Annotated in this window: 19 protein-coding genes; 10 read left to right on the forward strand and 9 right to left on the reverse strand. The window is 67.9% G+C overall.

All coding sequences use genetic code 11. The annotated features are described in order from the left end of the window. The first annotated feature begins 1 nt into the window (after nt 1). The 4 genes from HUS23_03390 (at nt 2) to HUS23_03405 (ending at nt 3,986) form a co-directional block, all read left to right on the forward strand. Nucleotides 2-271 (forward strand): HPr family phosphocarrier protein, encoded by a 270-nt coding sequence (locus tag HUS23_03390; GenBank protein ID QKT02919.1) that lies wholly within the window; start codon nt 2-4, stop codon nt 269-271. 21 nt (nt 272-292) lie between these two features. Continuing rightward, complete coding sequence (gene ptsP, locus HUS23_03395) at nt 293-2,026, forward strand: phosphoenolpyruvate--protein phosphotransferase (protein ID QKT02920.1); 1,734 nt, start codon at nt 293-295, stop codon at nt 2,024-2,026. Between the two features lie 217 nt (nt 2,027-2,243). Next, on the forward strand, nt 2,244-3,644 hold the full coding sequence (locus HUS23_03400; GenBank protein ID QKT02921.1) for an NAD(P)/FAD-dependent oxidoreductase: 1,401 nt from the start codon (nt 2,244-2,246) through the stop codon (nt 3,642-3,644). Between the two features lie 78 nt (nt 3,645-3,722). After that, nucleotides 3,723-3,986: a hypothetical protein gene (locus HUS23_03405; protein ID QKT02922.1), complete on the forward strand. Its 264-nt coding sequence runs from the start codon at nt 3,723-3,725 to the stop codon at nt 3,984-3,986. A 78-nt stretch (nt 3,987-4,064) separates the two neighbouring features. Here HUS23_03405 and HUS23_03410 read toward each other — a convergent pair whose 3' ends face one another. Then, nucleotides 4,065-4,574, reverse strand: coding sequence for a DUF615 domain-containing protein (locus HUS23_03410; GenBank protein ID QKT02923.1), 510 nt, complete (start codon nt 4,572-4,574; stop codon nt 4,065-4,067). Then, nucleotides 4,571-5,347 carry an acyl-ACP--UDP-N-acetylglucosamine O-acyltransferase gene (lpxA, locus tag HUS23_03415; protein QKT02924.1) on the reverse strand — a complete coding sequence of 259 codons (777 nt, stop codon included), beginning with the start codon at nt 5,345-5,347 and terminating at the stop codon, nt 4,571-4,573. The genes HUS23_03410 and lpxA overlap by 4 nt, the downstream gene beginning before the upstream one ends. Before the next feature lie 256 nt (nt 5,348-5,603). On the opposite strand from lpxA, the gene HUS23_03420 reads away from it, so the two are divergent. After that, nucleotides 5,604-6,140, forward strand: coding sequence for a DsrE family protein (locus HUS23_03420; protein ID QKT02925.1), 537 nt, complete (start codon nt 5,604-5,606; stop codon nt 6,138-6,140). A gap of 11 nt (nt 6,141-6,151) precedes the next feature. Here HUS23_03420 and HUS23_03425 read toward each other — a convergent pair whose 3' ends face one another. The 5 genes from HUS23_03425 to HUS23_03445 all read right to left on the reverse strand — a co-directional run bounded on the left by HUS23_03425 (nt 6,152) and on the right by HUS23_03445 (nt 11,107). Next, on the reverse strand, nt 6,152-6,499 hold the full coding sequence (locus tag HUS23_03425) for a sel1 repeat family protein (GenBank protein QKT02926.1): 348 nt from the start codon (nt 6,497-6,499) through the stop codon (nt 6,152-6,154). Further along, nucleotides 6,499-7,701: a formate-dependent phosphoribosylglycinamide formyltransferase gene (gene purT, locus HUS23_03430; protein QKT04952.1), complete on the reverse strand. Its 1,203-nt coding sequence runs from the start codon at nt 7,699-7,701 to the stop codon at nt 6,499-6,501. Before purT ends, HUS23_03425 begins: the two co-directional genes overlap by 1 nt. A 145-nt stretch (nt 7,702-7,846) precedes the next feature. Beyond that, on the reverse strand, nt 7,847-9,208 hold the full coding sequence (locus tag HUS23_03435; protein ID QKT02927.1) for a YihY family inner membrane protein: 1,362 nt from the start codon (nt 9,206-9,208) through the stop codon (nt 7,847-7,849). A 101-nt stretch (nt 9,209-9,309) separates the two neighbouring features. After that, nucleotides 9,310-10,020, reverse strand: coding sequence for a hypothetical protein (locus tag HUS23_03440; GenBank protein ID QKT02928.1), 711 nt, complete (start codon nt 10,018-10,020; stop codon nt 9,310-9,312). Nucleotides 10,021-10,291: 271 nt separating this feature from the next. Next, a complete protein-coding gene (locus HUS23_03445; protein QKT02929.1) occupies nt 10,292-11,107 on the reverse strand; it encodes a M48 family metallopeptidase in 816 nt (271 codons plus the stop codon). Nucleotides 11,108-11,324: 217 nt separating this feature from the next. Between HUS23_03445 and HUS23_03450 the strand changes: the two genes are divergently transcribed. From HUS23_03450 to HUS23_03470, 5 genes are all read left to right on the forward strand, one after another. Beyond that, nucleotides 11,325-13,067: a PAS domain S-box protein gene (locus HUS23_03450; protein ID QKT02930.1), complete on the forward strand. Its 1,743-nt coding sequence runs from the start codon at nt 11,325-11,327 to the stop codon at nt 13,065-13,067. Next, nucleotides 13,057-13,725, forward strand: a complete 669-nt coding sequence (locus HUS23_03455; protein ID QKT02931.1) for a response regulator transcription factor — start codon at nt 13,057-13,059, stop codon at nt 13,723-13,725. The genes HUS23_03450 and HUS23_03455 overlap by 11 nt, the downstream gene beginning before the upstream one ends. A 701-nt stretch (nt 13,726-14,426) precedes the next feature. Further along, nucleotides 14,427-14,813 carry a PilZ domain-containing protein gene (locus tag HUS23_03460; GenBank protein QKT02932.1) on the forward strand — a complete coding sequence of 129 codons (387 nt, stop codon included), beginning with the start codon at nt 14,427-14,429 and terminating at the stop codon, nt 14,811-14,813. A gap of 278 nt (nt 14,814-15,091) precedes the next feature. Continuing rightward, complete coding sequence (locus HUS23_03465) at nt 15,092-16,141, forward strand: SDR family oxidoreductase (GenBank protein ID QKT02933.1); 1,050 nt, start codon at nt 15,092-15,094, stop codon at nt 16,139-16,141. After that, a complete protein-coding gene (locus HUS23_03470) occupies nt 16,141-17,574 on the forward strand; it encodes a hypothetical protein (protein QKT04953.1) in 1,434 nt (477 codons plus the stop codon). The genes HUS23_03465 and HUS23_03470 overlap by 1 nt, the downstream gene beginning before the upstream one ends. A gap of 44 nt (nt 17,575-17,618) precedes the next feature. Here HUS23_03470 and HUS23_03475 read toward each other — a convergent pair whose 3' ends face one another. Continuing rightward, complete coding sequence (locus HUS23_03475) at nt 17,619-18,149, reverse strand: hypothetical protein (protein QKT02934.1); 531 nt, start codon at nt 18,147-18,149, stop codon at nt 17,619-17,621. Nucleotides 18,150-18,361: 212 nt separating this feature from the next. Then, on the reverse strand, nt 18,362-18,793 hold the full coding sequence (locus HUS23_03480) for a hypothetical protein (protein QKT02935.1): 432 nt from the start codon (nt 18,791-18,793) through the stop codon (nt 18,362-18,364). Between the last annotated feature and the right edge of the window lie 52 nt (nt 18,794-18,845).

Consider the following 18,845-nt stretch of genomic DNA (forward strand, 5'->3'; position numbering starts at 1 on the left):
GGTGGTGCGGCGTCGGGTCGAGGTCGTCAACAAGCTGGGGCTGCACGCACGCGCAGCCGCGAAGTTCGTCACGCTGGCGTCCCGCTTTCAGTCGGAGGTTCAACTCGGCCGCGGGGACAAGGTCGTCAACGGCAAGAGCATCATGGGGGTGATGATGCTGGCCGCGGGACGGGGCACGGAGTTGGAGCTGATCATTTCAGGGACCGATGAACGGCAAGCCGCACAGGAACTCGAGGCGCTCATCAGCGACCGCTTCGGCGAACAGGAGTAGGCCCGTCGGCGCGGGGGCGACATGACCCTCGTGCTGCACGGACTCGGCGTGTCGCCCGGCGTAGTGATGGGCCGGGCGTACATCCTGCACCCCGGCATGCCCGAGATCGCCGAGCGGCCGGTGGCCGAACACGAGGTCGACGCCGAGCTCGAGCGCCTGCAGCGGGCGCTTGACACGGCTGCCGCGCAGCTCGAAGCGGTGCGCGCCGGCCTCCCCCTCGACGCCGCCGAAGTGGCCGCCTTCATCGAGATGGACCTGCTCATGCTGCGCGACGAGGTCCTGGTGCACGGGCCCGCCGAACTCATCCGCCAGTGCCGGTGCAACGCCGAATGGGCCCTCAAGCAGCAGGGTATCTCCCTGATGCAGATGTTCGACGCCATGGAGGACGACTACATACGCAGTCGCCGCGTGGACGTCGAGCAGCTGGTACGGCGTGTGCAGCGGATATTGCTGCAGGAGCCGGGCGCGGCCGACGCTGACCACCACCGACTGCTGGCCGGGCGGGTAGTGGTCGCCGAAGAGCTCATCCCGGGCGACGCCATCCTGCTGCACCAACAAGGCGCGGCGGCCTTCGTGACCGCCTTCGGCGGCCCGACCTCCCACACCGCCATCCTCGCCCACACCCTGGGCGTGCCGGCGGTATCGGGGCTGCATCACGCTGCCGCCCTGCTACGCAACGACGAACCCCTTATCGTCGACGGCGCCGAGGGGGTGGTACTGGCCAGCGCCGACGAAATCACCCTGCGCCACTACCGGCGGCGCCGGCGCGACGAGCGCCGGCGCCGCGCGGCACTGGGGGCGATACGCGATACGCCCGCGGTCACGCGGGACGGGGTGTCGGTCGACCTGCAGGCCAACATCGAGTTTCCCGAGGACGTGACGGTGATGCGCCGCAGCGGCGCGACCGCGGTGGGCCTCTACCGCACCGAGTTCCTGTTCATGAACCGCCCCGCCCCGCCGAGCGAGGAGGAGCAGTTTCGGGTGTTTGTGCGCGTACTGCGCGCACTGCGCGGTGCGCCGCTTACCATTCGCACCCTGGACCTTGGCGCCGACAAGCCCCTGCCGTGGGACGGTGAAGAGCGTCTCGGCCCCAACCCGGCGCTAGGCTTGCGCGCTATCCGCCTGTGTCTCAAGCGGCCGGAGCTGTTTCGGCCGCAACTGCGCGCCGTGCTGCGCGCCTCGGCACACGGCCCGGTGCGGCTGATGATCCCGATGATGACCTCGTGTCAGGAGATCCTGCAGGTACATGCGCTGCTCGACGAGGTGCGGGCGGAGCTGCGCGCCGAGGGGCACGCCTTCGACCCGCGCCTGCCCGTTGGCGCCATGATCGAAGTGCCGGCGGCGGCGCTGGCGGCCGATCTGTTCGCGCGGCACATGGATTTTCTGTCCATCGGCACCAACGACCTGATCCAGTACACGTTGGCGGCGGATCGGGTCGACGACGCCGTCAGTTACCTCTACGATCCCCTGCACCCCGGCGTGCTGCAACTCATACAGCGCACGCTGGAGGCGGCCGCGCGTGCCAAGGTACCGGTGGCCATGTGCGGCGAGATGGCCGGCGATCCGCGCTACACCCGCCTGCTGCTCGGCATGGGGCTGCGGGCCTTTTCGGTGCATCCCTGCGCGCTGCCCGAGGTCAAACACGCCATTCGCCACGCCGACATCGGCCGCGTACGCCGTCTGACCCGCCGCCTACTGCGGGCCGACTTCCCGGAGGACATGCAAGCGCTGCTCGGGCGCATCAACGCCCTCTGAGGCTGGTTCGAAAGGGCCAGCCGGGGCTCTAAAGGGGCCACGCGCGACGGCGCCCCGCTGCTCGCTCGTTCAGTGGCTGGCCGTCGTTCAGCGCGGCACCTACGGCAGATCGCAGGCCCGATGTCCTTTCCCGGGATGCGGGCCCGTTTTGCAATCGCCGGAACGCACACCGATAATGCCGCTCCTCGCTTCCGGCAACCCATTGAGAGTTTCGCTTATGGATCGCTACGACCTCATCGTCATCGGCTCGGGCCCGGGCGGCTACCGCGCGGCCGTCCTGGGCGCCCTGCGCGGCCTCAAGGTCGCCATCATCGAGCGACGCGACTGGGGCGGTTGCTGCCTGAACCGTGGCTGCGTACCCAAGAAGGCCTGGCACCACAGCGCCAAGTGGATCGCGCAGAGCCGCGCGCTGGCGAGCCGCGGCCTGCGGGCGAAGGTGACCGCCGATCTCGGCGTTGCCTGGGAGCACCAACGCGAGGTCGTCGCCACGGTGCGCGACAGCTACGAGAGCTACATGAAGCGCCTGGGCATCACCGCGCTGCGCGGCCACGGCCGACTGCTCGACGCGCAGCGCGTCGAACTGAGCGCCGGCGACACCGTGCAGACGATCGAGGGCGCCCATATCATCCTCGCCACCGGCTCCTCGCCCCGCCTACCGAGCTGGAGCGGCGAGGTGCCGGGGCGGGTCCTGACCACCGACACGCTGTTCGACGAGCCGCCGCCGGCAGGCAAGCGCGTGGCGCTGATCGGCAGTGGCGTGATCGGCACCGAATTCGCCTTCATCCTCACCCTGCTCGGCAAGGAGGTGGTGTGGATCTGCGGCGGCGAGCCGCTCGCGCGCAGCCTGTTCAGCAATCAGGCCCGGCGCACGCTGCGTGAGGCGATGGCCAACTACGACATCGCGCCGCGCACCGGCGCGCGGGTGCAGTCCGCGCGCGTCGGCGACGACGGCGTCGCGCTGACGTTGGAGGACGGCGGCGAAGAGACGGTCGACTGGGTCTGCCTCGGCACGGGACGCGTGCCCCATACCGAGGGCCTGGGGCTTGAGGCAGCGGGCATCGAGACGGACGCCGCCGGCTTCGTGGTACGCAACGCCCACCTGCAGACCGCGGCCGCCAATGTGTATGCCATCGGCGACTGCACCTCCCCGGCGATGACCGCCAATCAGGCGCTCGCCGATGCCACGCTGGCGATCGACAACATCCTCGGCGACACGCCGCGCGCCCAGGACCCCTTGTGGGTGCCGGAGGCGATCTACAGCGCGGTGGAGATGGCCCGCATCGGCATGGACGAGGATACCGCCGAGGACGAGGACCTCGAGCCGGCGGTGGGCTTCGCCGCCTTCGAGACCTCGCCGCGCGCGCTCGGCCAGGGCGACACCGCCGGCTTCGTGCGCCTGCTCGGCGACATGGACAGCGGCGCGCTGCTCGGCGGCGAGATCGTGGGCAGCGAGGCCGCGGAACTGATTCACCTGCTCGCCCTGGCGCCCGACCGTGACACCGCATTGCGCTGGCTCGCGCGCGGCGCCTACAACCACCCCACCCGCGCCGAGGAGTTGCTGAACGCGGCCGAGACCATGGCCAGCAAGTGGGGGCTACGCGACCACATCTTCGGCTAAGTGGAACGGCCCGCGTGTTGCACGGGGCCTCCGGCTCTGCTACACCGCAAGGGACGCCACAACGACGACGGAGGGTGTATGACCGATGATGTGCTCGAACGTGAGCGCCCCTTGCCGGATGGCACGGGTGCCGACGGCGTGGTGCACTGGCGGGTGTTTCGCCACCGCGAAGCCGCGCGGGACTACCTGCCGGCCATCCAACTGGGCACGGGCCAGCGCATCGTTGGAGGTTACAGCCGCGACAGCGTCGGCGCGCTCTGGTGGATCGGCGTGCAGGTGGACAACGTGCACGCCTGGGGCAACTTGAGCGCCATCAACAAGCACGCCAAGACGGACACCTGAGGCCCGCCCCCTTCCGTCGCCTCGCAGGACGCGCCGCGGCGCCTCGCTACGCTGAGTAGCCGCGGCGAGGTTACCGCGTCACTCCTCCACCAGTTCGCGCAACGCGCGAAACAGCTCCCGAAAGGCGCGCGGTGGTTTGTCGGCCTGCTGCTCGGCCTGGATGCTGCGCACCAGTTGGCGCAGGCGTTGCGGGTCGGCCTGCGGGTACTTCTCCACCAGGGCCGCCAGAGCCGCATCGCCCTCCGCCAACAGGCGCTCACGCCAGCGCTCGGCCGCATGATGCAGCGCCACCGCGCGCTGGTCGCGCCCCTGCAAGGCCTCGAGCTGCGCACGAATCGGCGCGGCGTCCAATTCCCGCATCAGACGTCCGATGTACTGAAGCTGGCGCTTGCGTCCGCCCCGCTGTCGGATGGCGCGCGCCAGGCGCACCGCCTCGTCCAACTCCTCGGGTAGCGTCAGGCCCAGGTACTGGGCTGCCGGCAGCTCCACCAACTCCTCGCCCAGCGCCTGCAGGGCATGGCTGTCGCGCTTGCGCTGCGATTTGCTGGGCGGGCGCTCGCCCGACGCCCACTCGTCGTGATCGCTCATGTACCCTCCGCGTGGTGGAAACCGCGCCGGCTGTCCAGAAGGAAGGCGTGCAACTCACGCACCGCCGCCACGTCGCTTTGCGCGAGGCTCGCCAAGGCCGACTCCAGAGGCGTCCCGCTACGCAGCAACAGGCGGTAGGCCTGTTTCAGGGCGCGGATGTCCTCGGCACCGTAGCCCGCCCGCCGCAGCCCCACCAGGTTGATGCCGCGCGCATGCGCGGGCACCCCGTCGGTAATGAAGAACGGCAGACAGTCCTGGGTGATCTTGCTGTTACCGCCGATCATGGCGCAGCGGCCCACGCGCGCGAACTGGTGCACCATCACGCCGCCCGACAGGAACGCGCGCTCGCCGACCTGCGCGAATCCCGCCAGCGTCGCCCCGTTGGCCATGATCACGCGTGACTCGAGCCGGCAGTCATGGGCCACGTGGGCCGTGGCCATCAAGTAGGTATCGTTCGCGATCGTCGTTGCCTCGCCCTCGCGCGTGGCGCGGTGCACGGTGACATACTCGCGCAAGGTGTTGCGGTCGCCGATGCGCACGAAGCTCGGCCGCTCGGTGAAGCCGAGATCCTGCGGCAGGCCGCCTATGACCGCGTGTTCATGTATGGTGTTACCATCGCCTATGCGCACGCCGCGCTTGATAACGCAATGCGCCAGCAGGCGGTTGTCGCGGCCGATCTCCACGTCGTCCTCGATGACGACGAAGGGACCGACGGTCGTGCCCGCGCCAACGCGGGCCGTCTCCGCCACCACGGCGGTGGAGTGAATCTGCATAGCGCGTACTCTCCCGTGCGCCGAGGAAACTTGGAAGTCCCCGGCACGTCTAAAAAAATTAAAGCGCACCCCGCGCAGCCGCGGCACCATCGCGCCTGCTAGGTTTTAAAGAAGCTCTGAGAACTCCAGGCTGGAGTTATTCAGACCTTCCCTAAGATGACGGCGCCGGTGCTGCCGGCGCGGCTCGCCCGTTCAGGGGGTCGAAGTGGTCGGCGAGCGTGTCGCAAGCGTCTCTCAACCGTCCCAGGAGGAAACCATGACAACGCCAACCACATCGACAACCCGCCTGCCGCTCGCGCCGGCCCGCGCCCTCACCCTGCTGGTCGCATTGCTGATCGCGGCGGCTTTTCTACTGCCCCGCCCTGCGGCGGCCTTCGGCGAGGGCGAGGCCAAAGTGGTCTACCACGCCGACTTCGCCGACCCGCGCCGCTTCAGCGCGATGCTGACCAGCATCAACAACATGGTCACGCACTACAACGACAACCTGATGGACTACGACGTGCGGATCGTGTTCGTGTCGCACGGCATCCGCTTCCTTACCGACAACCCGTTGGAGAACACCCCGTTCGCCGAAGACGAGGCGCTGCGCGAGGCGCGCGATAACCTGCGCGGGCGCCTCAGCAGTCTGCGCTCGGTTCACAACGTGCAGTTCGAGCTGTGCGACATCACGCGCAGCGCCGTGCAACTGGACGAGGGCGACTTCTACGAGGGCGTGGAACTGGTGCCCTCGGGCGTGGTGCGCATCGCCGAACTGCAGAGCGAGGAAGGCTTCTCGTACCTCAAGATCGAGTAGCTAGCCGCCCGTCAGGGATTGCCCGGCCCGGCGGCTCGCCGCCGGGCCGCCAGGCGTGCGAGGTGCTCGCGCGCGAAGCGGTCTCCACTGCGTGCCGCCAGATAGTACCAGCGGCCGGCCTCCTCCAACACCGCCGCCCGCTCCCCGGCGCCTCGTTCCAGATACTCCCCCAGCTCGCGCTGCGCCTGCGGCAACCCCTGCTCGGCCGCCCGGCGCAGCCACATCATGCCCACGGCCTCGTCCCGCTGGATGCCGCGCCCGCGCAGATAGCGGTTGGCCAGGTGCCGCTGCGCACGCGCCACGCCGGCCTCGGCATCGGCTTGCAACAACGCGAGCTGAGCGGCCTCGTCGCGCGGCATCAGGCCTGCGGCCGTACCCGGCTCGCCACCTGCCGGGCGCGCTCCCGCGCCTCGGCCACGTCCTTGCCGCGGGCGAGCGCCACGCCCATGCGCCGCCGCGTGTAGCTCTCGGGCTTGCCGAACAGGCGCAGATCGCTACCGGGTACCTGCAGCGCCTCGGCCACGCCCTGGTACACCACGCCGGTGGCCTCCACGCCGCCGTAGATCACGGCGCTCGCGCCGGGACCGGCCAGTGCCGTATCGACCGGCAAGCCGAGGATGGCGCGCGCGTGCAGCTCGAACTCACTCAGGCGCTGGGTCGCGAGCGTAACGAGCCCCGTGTCATGCGGCCGCGGACTCACCTCACTGAACCACACGCGGTCACCCCGCACGAACAACTCCACGCCGAAAATACCGCGCCCGCCCAGGTTGTCGGTCACCGCCCGCGCGATGCGCCGACTCTCCTCCAGGGCCGCCCCGCTCATGGCCTGGGGTTGCCAGCTCTCGACGTAATCGCCCTGTTCCTGGCGGTGGCCGATCGGCGCGCAGAAGTGGGTCTCGATGCCGCCGTCGGCCCCCGCCGCCCGCACCGTGAGCAGCGTGATCTCGAAATCGAACCCGATCACCTCCTCGACGATCACCCGCGCGCGCTGCACGCGCCCGCCGCTCATCGCGTAATCCCACGCCGCCGCAAGGTCCTCGGGCCCGTCCACCCGCGACTGACCCTTACCGGAGGAGGACATCACGGGCTTGATGATGCATGGGTAGCCGATGCCCTGCTCGCCCTCCACGGCCGCGAGCAACGCATCCAGATCGCCCGCGAAGGCGTAACGGGAAGTGGGCAGGGCCAGTTCCTCGGCGGCGAGGCGGCGGATGCCCTCGCGGTCCATGGTCAGGCGCGCGGCGCGCGCCGTGGGGATGACCTGCGCGAGCCCGTCGGCCTCGACCTCCAGCAGCGCCTCGGTGGCGATGGCCTCGATCTCCGGCACGACCAGCTGGGGCCGTTCGCGCTCGATCAGGGCCCGCAGCGCGGCGGCGTCGGTCATGTCGATCACGTGCGCGCGGTGCGCCACCTGCTGGCCGGGGGCGTCGGCGTAGCGATCCACCGCCACCACCTCAACGCCCAGGCGCTGCAGGGCGATGATGACCTCCTTGCCCAGTTCACCGGCCCCCAGGAGCATGACCCGCGTCGCACGCGGGCTGAGGGGCGTTCCGATCTCCAACATGGCTGTTCCTCGCCGCAGTACTCAGTGGGGCTGTAAGAGGCTGCTCCGTCTCGCACTGCCCAGACCGGGCCGGGCGGCGCGCGGGCCCGCGTGGCTCCGCCGCGACCGGCCCGCCGGCGGCGATCCTCTCATAGCAAGCTGGCTAGCTTGGCATAGCCGGTTGCGGCGAACCAGCGTCCGCCTCGCCCTCGTGCGCCAGCACCATATCCTTGATGGTTTCCTCCCCCATGGCGACGTCCAGCGCCTCGTCCATCTGGGCCACCACCCCCTCCAGGGGTGCCGGCGGCTCGGAGCCGATCGTGTGCGGCTCGCCGTCGGCGCGCACGCAGTGCAGCAACTCGCGCACCGTGATGGTGGCGATGTCGCGCACCGGAAGGTAGGTCGGTATGCCCTGACGCGGCTGGGTCTCCACCACCAGGCCGTTGCGCACCAGGATATCCACCACGTCCTCGACCGCCTCCGGCGGCACGTAGAGATGGTCGACCAGCGCGTCCAGGGTCCAAGGGGCGCGGCCGCGATAGTAGTGCAACCCGAGCAGGAACATGATCATCAGCGCGAGGCGTTCCTTGGCGCGGTTGCTGAGCACCGGCTCGCGCCCGCCCGGGCGCACCAGCCGCGGGTGCTGATAGTAGTAGGACAGCTGCGCGCCGAACAGCAGGATCAGCCAACTCACGTACAGCCAGATCATGAAGAAGATGACGATGGCGAAGCCCGAGTAGATGGCCTCGTAGCGCGCCGAGCCGGCAATGAACGAGGCGAAAACCCAGCCCGCGAGTTCCCACAGCAAGCCCGCGGAGATCGCGCCGACCAGGGCGGCGCGGACGTTCACCCGGGTGTTGGGCAAAAAGGCATACACGAAGGTAAACAGCGCGATGACCACCAGAAACGGCGTCACCAAACCGAGCACGTAGGCCGTCATGCCCAGCAGGTGGATGTCCAACGCGCGCTCCACGAACACCGTGCCGCGCACCGCGGCGGCCACGCCGAGCGCGGAAAATACCAGCACCGGACCGACGATGAGCACGCTGAGGTAGTCGGTGAAGCTCTGCGCCAAGGTGCGCGGTCGGCGGATGCGCCAGATGAAGTTGAATGCCTCCTCCACCTTCTGGATGAGGGTGATGACCGTATAGATCAGGAAGGCCAAGCCGAGCGAGCCCAGCACGCCCACGCGGATGTTATCGACGAAGTTGACGATGCGCTCGGCGAGCAGCAGCCCCTCGGGACCCAGCGGGGCAAGGAAGTTCTCCAGCACCGGCAGCAACTGCCCGTGCACCCCGAAGGCCATCAGCACGGAAAAGCTCACCGCCAGCAGCGGCACCAATGCCAGCAGGGTGGTGTAGACCAGGCTCATCGCGCGCAGCGTGAGCTGCCCTTCCATCATCACCTGCAGGGTGGCGTGGAACAGCCGCGCCTTGCGTACCCAGAAGGCACGCAGCGGCGCGAGTTGTGCGGGCTCCGCGCCCCACACCGCGTTCAGTAACCGTTCCTGCAGCTTGCTCCACATAGACAGAACGAGGGGCGGGCGCTAGGCGCCCGCCCCTCGGGCGCGCCGCCCGGACGCCGCGCGGGCGGCGCCCAGGGTATCAGCCGCTCGCATACTCGCCATCAAGGAGCGGGTGCACCGGGGTCCGGGCTCCCGAACACGATCACCTGGTAGTCCTGGGGCAGCGCGAAGGCGTCCTCGGGCAAAGCCACGTCGGCGCGCACCTCGACCACTTCTTCCTCCAGCTCGCCACCCGGCCCGACGGTACGCAAGGGCATGCCGAGCGCCATCAACTCCACGCTCGGTTCCATGCGCTCGCAGGGATGGGTGTCCGGGGCTCCCTCGCCTTCCAGCTCGCGCGTGTAGCGCGCAAGGTCGCCGAAGGCCGCCAAGAAGGGCACCAGTCCCGCCTGCTCGAGCAGCTCGCGCGAGACATAGACCTCCTGGCAGGGCTGACCGTCGGCCTGAAGCACGAAATGCTGGGTGGCAAAGCCCGCAATCTCAGGCCCCGGGCCCTGCTCCACCGCCTCCACGGTAGGTTCGTCGGCCGGACCGTTAACGCTCTCGGGCGGCGCCTCCTGCAGCATGACGCTCATGTCGAATACCGCGCGCTGTTCGTTGTCGACCAGCAGGAAGCGCTTCTCCGAGACATCCAGCAGCACATAACGCCGTCCATCGTCGCTCTCGAAGCGCCCCAGCTCCTGTTCAACCAGTATCCGTTGCTCCACGCCCTCGGCGTCGCGCAATTCGATCACCGTACCCGCCCACACCGCCGTGGACGACCACAGCAGCGCGGCTCCCCCCACGACGCCGCCGATCAGCTTGTTCTTCATCACTGCTTCTCCCTGTGAATTGGGCCGCGGCCTCGCTGCCGCAGCCGAATGCCCGCCGCCCCTGGGTGTCGGGCCTGCGCGCCGCGCGTCGGCCGCGCCCGGCGGCCGGTTTCTACTGCCTCCGGATGGTCTGGATAAATCCGTCCCGGACCTTTCAGCCCACGCAAGGCGAAAAGTGCCGTTTCGCCCTGCTACGTGGTCAACGGCGTGGCCGGTGATCACGACGGTACTTCCCTGCGCCGCGGGACGCTCTGAATGACGTAGCGCTTCCTTAAGACGGGCGCTCGCAGTTGGGCTGGCGCCCCGCTGCGACCGCCTTCTCATAATCGCCCATGACCGTCTCCGCGCGTTTGGCCAGTGCTTCGATACGGTCCTTGGTGGGCGGATGGGTAGACAGGAAACGCGGCGGCTCGTCGCCGCCCTCGCGCGCCATGTTGTGCCACAGATCAACGCTCTGGCGAGGGTCGAAGCCGGCGCTCGCCATCAGGTCCAGGCCCACGGCGTCCGCCTCCAGCTCCTGCGCACGACTGAAGGGCAGCAAGATGCCGACCTGCGCCCCCACGCCGAGCGCAGCCAGCAACAGCTGCTGCGTCTGCGGCGAACGGTCGCTCGCGAGTACCGCCACCAGTGCAAGCCCCTGCTCGGCGGCGAACTGCTGCGACACCCGCTCGTTGCCGTGGCGGGCCAGTACGTGTGCCACCTCGTGCCCCACCACCGCGGCCAGCTGATGCTGGTTCTCCGCGGCGCGCAGCAGGCCGGTGTTGACCCCGATTTCGCCGCCGGGCAGCGCGAAGGCGTTCACGGTGTCGTCTTGAAACACCTTGACCTGCCACTCACCGGCGGGGGGCTTTACATCGGCAGTGATGGCATCCGCCACACACTGCACGTAACGGTTAACGCCCTCGTCGGTCGACTCCGGCACCTGGTCCTGGATCTGCTGAAAGGCGTGCACACTCATCTCCGCGAGCTGCGCATCCGGGAACAGGGTCAGCTGCTGCCGCCCCAACGGCGAGGTGGTACAGGCCACCACCGCCGCCACCGCCAGGGCCGCCGCCCCCGCCATCACGCTACGTTTCATCCAACGCATGTCCCGCTCCAACGAGCCGCCTACCATAGTCTTGCAAAGCATACACCTAGGCGGCCAAGTTGACCTCCTGGCGCGGGCGCTCGCTTGCAACGACGCGAGAAAGCCGGTACACATGCCTATGCGCAAGCTGCCATTGCGGCCGGACCCACGGGTTCCCCGTCCCCGGCGCATCCAGAAGGCAGCGGCCGATGTCTCTCACGGAGGATGACCCAAGGATATGGAGCGGTGGCTGACGGGCTGGAGCTCAGAAACTCCCCTGGCCGATAGCCTGCTGCTCGCTCTGGGCAGCGATCCCTGGATCTGGGTCGTCGCGGTGGCCGTCCTGGCCGGCACGGCCTTGGCGGCGCTGGACGTCACCCGCCTCAATCGTAAGCTGCACCGCGAGGTCGCCGAGCGCCAGCGCGCGGAGCAGGAGCTACGCAAGAGCGAAGCCGCCTTGCGTGCGCTGCACGGCATCATGACGGCGCCCGGAACGGACTTCGCCGCCAAGCTCAACGACCTGCTCGAGATGGGCTGCGAGCGGTTTCGCCTCAGCGACGGTCTGATTGCGCGCCACGAGGGCGACAGCTACGAGATCATGGCCGCGGTGGGCGCGGCGGCGGCGCCGGACACGGCGCTTGCGCTGACCGATGCCAGTTGCGAGCAGGCCCTCACCCAGGACGCGCCGCACGCCGTGCGTGATGCCTCGGGGCGCACCTCGTTCTGCATGCGTCTTGTGATCGAAGGCCAGCTCTACGGTATCCTGCACTTCAGCGGCCGCGGTCGGCCGGCGGACTTCAGCCCGACCGACGGCGAGATCCTGAAGCACATGGCGCAGTGGCTGGAGGGCGAGATCCAGCGACGCCGCGCCGAGTCGGAGATGCGCAAGCTCTCCAGCGCGCTGCAGAACATCGCCGACAGCGTCGCCATCACCGACCAGCACGGCGTCATCCGGTACGTGAACCCCGCGTTCACGGCGATGACCGGGTATGCGAAAGACGAGGTCTTGGGGCGCACGCACCGCATCCTCAAGTCCGGCGTTCATGACGAGGGGTTCTACGAGCAGATGTGGGGCACGATCCGCGCCGCAAAACCCTTTCGCGCCCAGTTCGTCAACCGGCGCAAGGACGGTGCGCTCTATTACGAAGAGAAGACCATCACGCCGCTCACCGACTGGCACGGTGAAGTGCGCTCCTTCGTTTCCACCTCCCACGACATCACCGAACGCATCCAGACCGAGGAGCAGCTGCGCCAACACCACGCGGAACTGGCGCACGCGGGGCGCCTGACCCTCATGAGCGAGATGGCCTCCGGCTTCGCGCACGAGTTGAACCAGCCGCTCACGGCCATCGTGAACTATGCCCAAGGCAGCATGCACCGCCTGCGCAGCGGCCGCGGCGACACCGAGGCGTTGATCACGGCGTTGCAGGAGATCACGCGCCAGGGGCAGCGCGCGGGCGAGATCATCCGGCGCATCCGCCGCTTCATCCGCAAGGATCAGCAGCATCAGGCCTCCACCCAACTCAACGAGCTGGTGCGCGAGGCGCTCAACATGGCGGCGGCGGACATGCGACGGGCCGGGATCCGCGTCGTGCTGAATCTCGACGACGATCTGCCGCCGGTGGTGGCCGACACCATCCAGATCGAACAGGTCATCCTCAACCTGATCCGCAACGCGATCGACGCGATGCAGCAGGAGGAGGCCGCCGAACGCGTGCTGACGATACGCACGAGCCTCGGCCCGGACGGCCAGGTGGAAGTGGCCATCCACAACACCGGCAGCGCGGTTCCGGAGGAGAACCGCGAGTTGATCTTCCAACCCTTTTTCACGACCAAGCCGACGGGGCTCGGTCTCGGGCTGTCGATCAGCCGATCCATCATCGAAGCCCATGCCGGTCACCTCTGGATGATTCCCGAGGCGAGCGGCAGTACCTTCCGATTCTTCTTACCCATCGCGGGAGACCCCAAGGATGAGCCCTAAACCAACAGTGTTCGTCGTAGATGACGACACCGCCGTGCGCGAGTCGCTGCGTTGGCTCATCGAGTCCGTCGGACTCGACGTGCACACCTACGCGTCGGCACGCGAATTCCTGGAGTCCATGGAACCGTCCCAGACCGGGTGTCTGGTGCTGGACATCCGCATGCCCGGCATGAGCGGTCTGGAGTTGCAGGAAGCGCTCGCCGAACGGGGCTCGGCGCTGCAGGTCATCATCGTCACCGGGCACGGCGACGTGCCCATGGCGGTGCGGGCCATGAAAGCCGGCGCCTCCGACTTCATCGAGAAGCCGTTCAACGACCAGATGCTGCTGGATCGCATCCAGCAGTTGCTGAAGAAGGCCGAAGACAGCTGGGAGACCCAGGCGCGCCGCGAACGCATCATGGGGCGCTACGAGCACCTCACGCCACGCGAGCGCGAGGTCATGGCGCTGGTCGTGGAGGGCAAATCCAACAAGCGCATCGCGCTCGACCTCGGCGTCAGCGCGAAGACCATCGAAGTCCACCGGGCAAAGGTGATGGAAAAGATGGAAGCCGGCTCGCTCGCCGATCTGGTGCGCATGTCGCTGGCCATCGATCCGGAGGACGAAGCAGGCGCAGCCGGGCGACCGGCGGCCGGCAACCGCACCCGCTCGGGCACCTGATCGTGATGCGTTTCACGATTACACGCGCCCGCCCGGTCGCCGCTGGGGAGCCCTGCGAAGCGTGCCGCGCCCCGGGGTCCTAATGACGGCAATAAATTATTGCCGGAACGGGAACCCAGTCACACTATAACTGTATGATTTTGCTGGATCGTACGGGATTTCCCCCAAGGTTTTCAGGAATCGCAGGGGTGTGCGCACCCCCTCCGCCTCCCTACACTGCTCCCCAAGGTCGCAAGCATCACGGAAGACGGCGCGACCGGCGAAGAAGGAGCTTTGCACGCAGGCCTGAGACCTCATGGAATGAGGCCTTACGCCAGGGAGACCGGACGGTCGCCAAGCACCTCGCCCGCAGGGAGCGGGACCCGAGGCAGGGAAAGCCCGGAGGCGCTTGGCAAGCTCGGACAGGAGGTCCGAGGGGCTTAGAGGCCACTCAAGGAAGAGTCGCTGGAAGAATGTAAGGGAACGGGAGTACGCCAGGGAAGGGAGGGAAGAGCCGCGGGTGGGCCGCAAGACAGCGGCGGCGTCAGGAAGACGCGAATATGCACAGGGAACGCGACAGGAAGTCGCTCCAAGGATGGACCGCCCGCTCGCTCACTGCAATCTAACTAACAGCCGTTCAGGGAGGCTGGCCGCCCAAGGACGGGCACTATCAGGGGTCTCCTGCGGGAGACAGGGACGAACACGGAGAAGGACTTCGATCTATGGAACATCGCTGGAGTATGCGCAGGGACGTACTTTTGGACGCGGTGCTGTACCGCAACGGCATCACGCGATGCCGCGTGTCCGACCTCAGCCTCAACGGCATGTTCGTCGAGACGAGCGACGCACCCGGTCTCGAAGAGGGTGCGGTGGTCGAGGCAGCCTTTATGCTCCCGCGCGGCGGCCAGTCGAGCTTCTGCCGCCTGCACGCCAAAGTGGCGCGCGTGACGACCGAAGGGGCTGCGCTCACCTTTCTCGACTTCGATCTGGAAGCGCTGCATTCGCTGCACGAACTCTACCGCCTCGACCAGGACGAGGACGACGATCTGGGCGCCCCCACAGGCGCGGGATCGCAGCCCTGCTTGGTGTTTCTAACCTGCAACGCCTGAACCGGTAACGGGAACGGCGCCACGGACGTTCTTGCCGGGCATACGTCCGAGCCGTAGCACCGGCACCTGACGCCTACCATTGGTAAGCCCCCATACCGAGGGCGGGATAGCATCCCGCCCTCGCCCATTTGCGCCCCCCGCGCTGCTCGCTCACGCTGTGCGGGGCCGCTGCGAAGCCAACGCAACTGCCTGAACGCCCTCCTCCGAAACGCAGCGGGACCCAGCCTGCTAAGCTATTTCTTGCGTATTCAAGGACGAATGCACGCAAGGAGAGGTTTATGCCGAGAAAGCTCAAGGACGCCGTCGTCGTGATCACCGGCGCATCCAGCGGTATCGGACGAGCCGCCGCCCGCAGCTTTGCACAGGAGGGTGCGGCGGTGGTGCTGGCGGCCCGGCGACGCGATGCCCTCGAGGAAGTGGCGCAAGAATGCCACGCCGCCGGCGGCCAGGCGCTGGTCGTAGCCACCGATGTGACCGACGAGCGCCAGGTTCAACACCTGGCGCAACGCGCGTTGGAGACCTATGGACGCATCGACGTTTGGGTAAACAATGCGGCGGTGTCGTTATTCGCGCGCTTCGAGGAGGCACCGCCCGAGGCCTACCGGCGCGTTATCGAGACCAACCTGTACGGTTACATCTATGGCGCCCGGGCGGCATTGCAGGCTTTCCGGGAACAGGGCAGCGGCGTCCTCATCAATAACGCCTCGATGGTGGCCTCCATCGGCCAGCCGTTCACCAGCGCCTACGTGATCAGCAAGACCGGCATCCGCGCGCTGGGCGAATGCCTGCGCGAGGAACTCGTCGACGAGAAACACATTCACGCCTGCACGCTGCTGCCGGGCTCCATCGACACGCCCATGTTCCAGCACGCAGCCAATTACACCGGCCGTAGCGTAAAGGCCATGGATCCGGTGATCGCGCCGGAACGGGTCGCAGCGGCCCTCGTCAACCTCGCCAAACACCCGCGGCGCGAGACCTTCGTCGGCGGCAGCGGGCGGGTGGTTTCCATCCAGCACGCGCTCATGCCCGGCATGAGCGAGCGCCTGATGGCGCGTCAGGTGCAGCGCAACCACTTCCGAGACGAAGCCGCCCCCCCGAGCGCGGGCAACCTGTTTCAACCCATGGCACAGTGGACCAGCGTCGACGGCGGCTGGAAGCCGGCGCGCAGCAACCGCAACCTCGGGCCGCTGGCACTGGCGGGACTGGTGCTCGCGGCGGTACCCGCTGCCCTGGCTTGGCGGCGCGCTCAGCGCCAAGCGGCGCGCCGGCGAGGTCTCGGCTTCACCCCGCTTGCCCAAGTCACCGACTACGTGAGGAGGCGCGCATGATGCGGAGAATGCCCCCGTCCTACATTGCCAACTTCGATTCGGCCACGGCCATGCTGCGCGCGACGGCGCGCTTTCTGCGCGGCAAGGACTTTCCCGCGCTGGGCCAGACCGAGCTCATTCCGCTCAAGCGCGTGGTGCCGCTGGCCAACCGGCTGCCCGACAGCGCGCGCGAGATCCTGTACACGGTCGGCGGCTGGGGCGAATCCGTGTCGCCGAAGAAGATACACACGGTGGACACCGACGCCATCTACCGCTGGGCGGCGAACATCTACCCGCAGCGCAAGTATCCGGCGGTGATGATCGGCTCGGCCAACGGCGGCTTGGTACACCTCGCGAGCGCGCTGGGCATCCCATGGCTGCCGCAGACGTTTCTGGTTCCGGTGTCGCAGACCGATGTGCATCCCGACGACGTGCAGCATGGACTGGATGCCGCCATGGAGCCGGCGCGCATCCTCTTGGAGAACAACCCGGATATCCAGCTCAACCACATGCACGATCCGAATCAGGATCGGCTGATGCTCAACCTGATGACCTACTTCCGCATCAAGCGCCTGCGCTTGGGGCCGGAGTATGAGCGGTTTCTTGAGCAGAACCTGCCGCCGGGCGGTACGATTTTCATCGTCGACTGCCGCCGCCAGTGGCCGGTCACGCGCCTTGGCGACCGGCACGTGTTCCAGGCCGGCGCGCTGGGCGGCGCCACGGAAGAGGAGTTCCTCAAGGGTAGTCCGCGCGTGGAGGAGTACTTGGCGCGCTACGACTCGCACAAGCGGCGCTGGGATGCGCCGGAACCCACCGAGCACGCCCCCGAAGCCGAGTGGGGCTTCGAGCCCCGCATGGGCAAGGACATCGAGCGCTTTGCCAAGGAGCGCGGCTATGAGGTGGTGCGGATCGTGTTCGAGGAACCCGAGCACTTCAGCCCGATGGTCGCCGACCTGTACCGCTGGTGGTACGCGCAGCGGCGTATCAAGGCCAACCGCTTACTGGTGGAGTCGTTCATCCTGATGGAGCCGTACTGGGCCCTGCGCCTGGGCGCCGTGCCCTATTGGATGAAATTCAACAAGGAAGGCAACCTCGACTCGCTCAATCAATTCCTCGATGCACGCGAACCGTTCGACTACATCCATCTCACGCTGTTCATGCACGGCGTGGACAGCGTGGGGCTGCCGCCGTTGGAGGACTGGCGCAAGGTGCTACGGCGGGCGCGCAAGGAGGGGCACTTCCTAGGCGTGGACGAAGCCGCTTATCCGCGCGACTTCGGTATCTTCGGCCGGTACCACACCGCCATCCAGAAGCTGGCACCGCGTTATCCGGTGCCCGGCCCCCTCGCGCTCAGCCAGCTGCACGAGTTCCTCGAGCAGTCGGGGCAGGAGTATCCGATCGAGTGGCGGGGATTCACGTCCGGGTTGGCGGGCCGCCAACGCGCCGCGAGTTGAGCCGCGCGGCGGCGGCCATCGGCCGCCGCCGTATCCCTCATCCCTTAGCCTTGGGCAGTGCGCGCCGCCAGCGAATGGTCCAGCACATCCTGGGCCAGATCGCGCTCGGCCTCGTCGCGCGCATGCACCACCACCGCGTGCGCGCCGCGCGCCGTCGCATCGTTCACCAGGTTGGCGAGGTCTGCCTCGCGCAGGCGCAGGCCGCTCACGGCACCCGCCACGCCACCCAACATCGCGCCATAGCCCGCAATGACCAGCGGTCCCAATACGGGGGCGGCGGCGAATAGCAGCGTGGTTCCCGCCACCGCAGCGGCGCCTGCGGTGCCGACCGCACCACCGGCCACCGTGCCCGCGGTGATGTCGCGCATCAAGCGGTTGCGCGTACCCACCGACTCCGGCTCGATCTTGTCGTCACGCGTCCCCGGCTGCGGCAGTCGCTGCACCTGCTTATCCGCCAGACCGGCGGCGCGCAGAGCGGATGCCGCCCGCTCGGCGTCCTGCTCGGTTTCATACAGACCCGCCAATTTGTGCGGGTAGTTCTCCAGCCCCAACCCGCCGTATTGCTCCAGCGTCATCGTGCCTCCTTGCACACGCAACCGGCGACTTTGCCCCCGGCGCGCACAACCAATGGGTATAAAGAGAAACTTAGCAGAGAGGCGGCATGAGCGGCCCCCTTGAGCGAGGGGCACCACTTGCTTCGAGGTGCCTGTAGACGACGTTCGACGAACCGCTGAAGGATTTGGTGCCGCACGCGCACAAACGTGCCGCGTCCAAGTTCTTCGGATGCTCAGGGCCCGACCCGGTGGCGGTCCAGTTCTAGGAGCTGTTGACGCGCTTCGGTAAGACGCTGGTTGATGTCCTCGCGCTCTGCGGGCGGCGCGCTGCCCTGTTCGATGCGCCGGGCCATGTCGTGCAGCGTGTCGCCGAGCTCAGTGAGCAGCTCGGCGATCTCGGTCGCGGGCCGCTCGCGGGCCATCTCCTCACGATCCATCTGGAACGACAGATCCCGCAGGATGTCGCGCATATGCGTGACCGAGCGGGCCAGCTCGCGCATCTCCATCGAGGTGATCAACTCCTCCTGGGGCTGCGCCTGCTGCTGTTGCTGCGGCGCCTGCTGCTGATCCGGCTGCGGTTGCCCGGGCTGCTGCTGTTGCGGCGGCTGCTGGGCGTGGCCTGTCACGACAGCGACACCCAACAACAGCCCTACCATCCAACGCATGTCGACCTCCTACTTCCCGTATTACTCTTGATGGGCCGCCATGTTAGCAGCT

The organism is Ectothiorhodospiraceae bacterium 2226, assembly GCA_013348725.1.
Taxonomy (GTDB): Bacteria; Pseudomonadota; Gammaproteobacteria.

Excerpts from the sequence above, each read along its gene's own strand:
- ptsP (QKT02920.1), top strand. The coding sequence starts at position 293 with ATGACCCTCGTGCTGCACGGACTCGGCGTGTCGCCCGGCGTAGTGATG.
- HUS23_03400 (QKT02921.1), top strand. The coding sequence starts at position 2,244 with ATGGATCGCTACGACCTCATCGTCATCGGCTCGGGCCCGGGCGGCTAC.
- HUS23_03405 (QKT02922.1), top strand. The coding sequence starts at position 3,723 with ATGACCGATGATGTGCTCGAACGTGAGCGCCCCTTGCCGGATGGCACG.
- HUS23_03410 (QKT02923.1), bottom strand. The coding sequence starts at position 4,574 with ATGAGCGATCACGACGAGTGGGCGTCGGGCGAGCGCCCGCCCAGCAAA.
- lpxA (QKT02924.1), bottom strand. The coding sequence starts at position 5,347 with ATGCAGATTCACTCCACCGCCGTGGTGGCGGAGACGGCCCGCGTTGGC.
- HUS23_03420 (QKT02925.1), top strand. The coding sequence starts at position 5,604 with ATGACAACGCCAACCACATCGACAACCCGCCTGCCGCTCGCGCCGGCC.
- HUS23_03425 (QKT02926.1), bottom strand. The coding sequence starts at position 6,499 with ATGCCGCGCGACGAGGCCGCTCAGCTCGCGTTGTTGCAAGCCGATGCC.
- HUS23_03435 (QKT02927.1), bottom strand. The coding sequence starts at position 9,208 with ATGTGGAGCAAGCTGCAGGAACGGTTACTGAACGCGGTGTGGGGCGCG.
- HUS23_03440 (QKT02928.1), bottom strand. The coding sequence starts at position 10,020 with ATGAAGAACAAGCTGATCGGCGGCGTCGTGGGGGGAGCCGCGCTGCTG.
- HUS23_03445 (QKT02929.1), bottom strand. The coding sequence starts at position 11,107 with ATGCGTTGGATGAAACGTAGCGTGATGGCGGGGGCGGCGGCCCTGGCG.
- HUS23_03450 (QKT02930.1), top strand. The coding sequence starts at position 11,325 with ATGGAGCGGTGGCTGACGGGCTGGAGCTCAGAAACTCCCCTGGCCGAT.
- HUS23_03455 (QKT02931.1), top strand. The coding sequence starts at position 13,057 with ATGAGCCCTAAACCAACAGTGTTCGTCGTAGATGACGACACCGCCGTG.
- HUS23_03460 (QKT02932.1), top strand. The coding sequence starts at position 14,427 with ATGGAACATCGCTGGAGTATGCGCAGGGACGTACTTTTGGACGCGGTG.
- HUS23_03465 (QKT02933.1), top strand. The coding sequence starts at position 15,092 with ATGCCGAGAAAGCTCAAGGACGCCGTCGTCGTGATCACCGGCGCATCC.
- HUS23_03470 (QKT04953.1), top strand. The coding sequence starts at position 16,141 with ATGCGGAGAATGCCCCCGTCCTACATTGCCAACTTCGATTCGGCCACG.
- HUS23_03475 (QKT02934.1), bottom strand. The coding sequence starts at position 18,149 with ATGACGCTGGAGCAATACGGCGGGTTGGGGCTGGAGAACTACCCGCAC.
- HUS23_03480 (QKT02935.1), bottom strand. The coding sequence starts at position 18,793 with ATGCGTTGGATGGTAGGGCTGTTGTTGGGTGTCGCTGTCGTGACAGGC.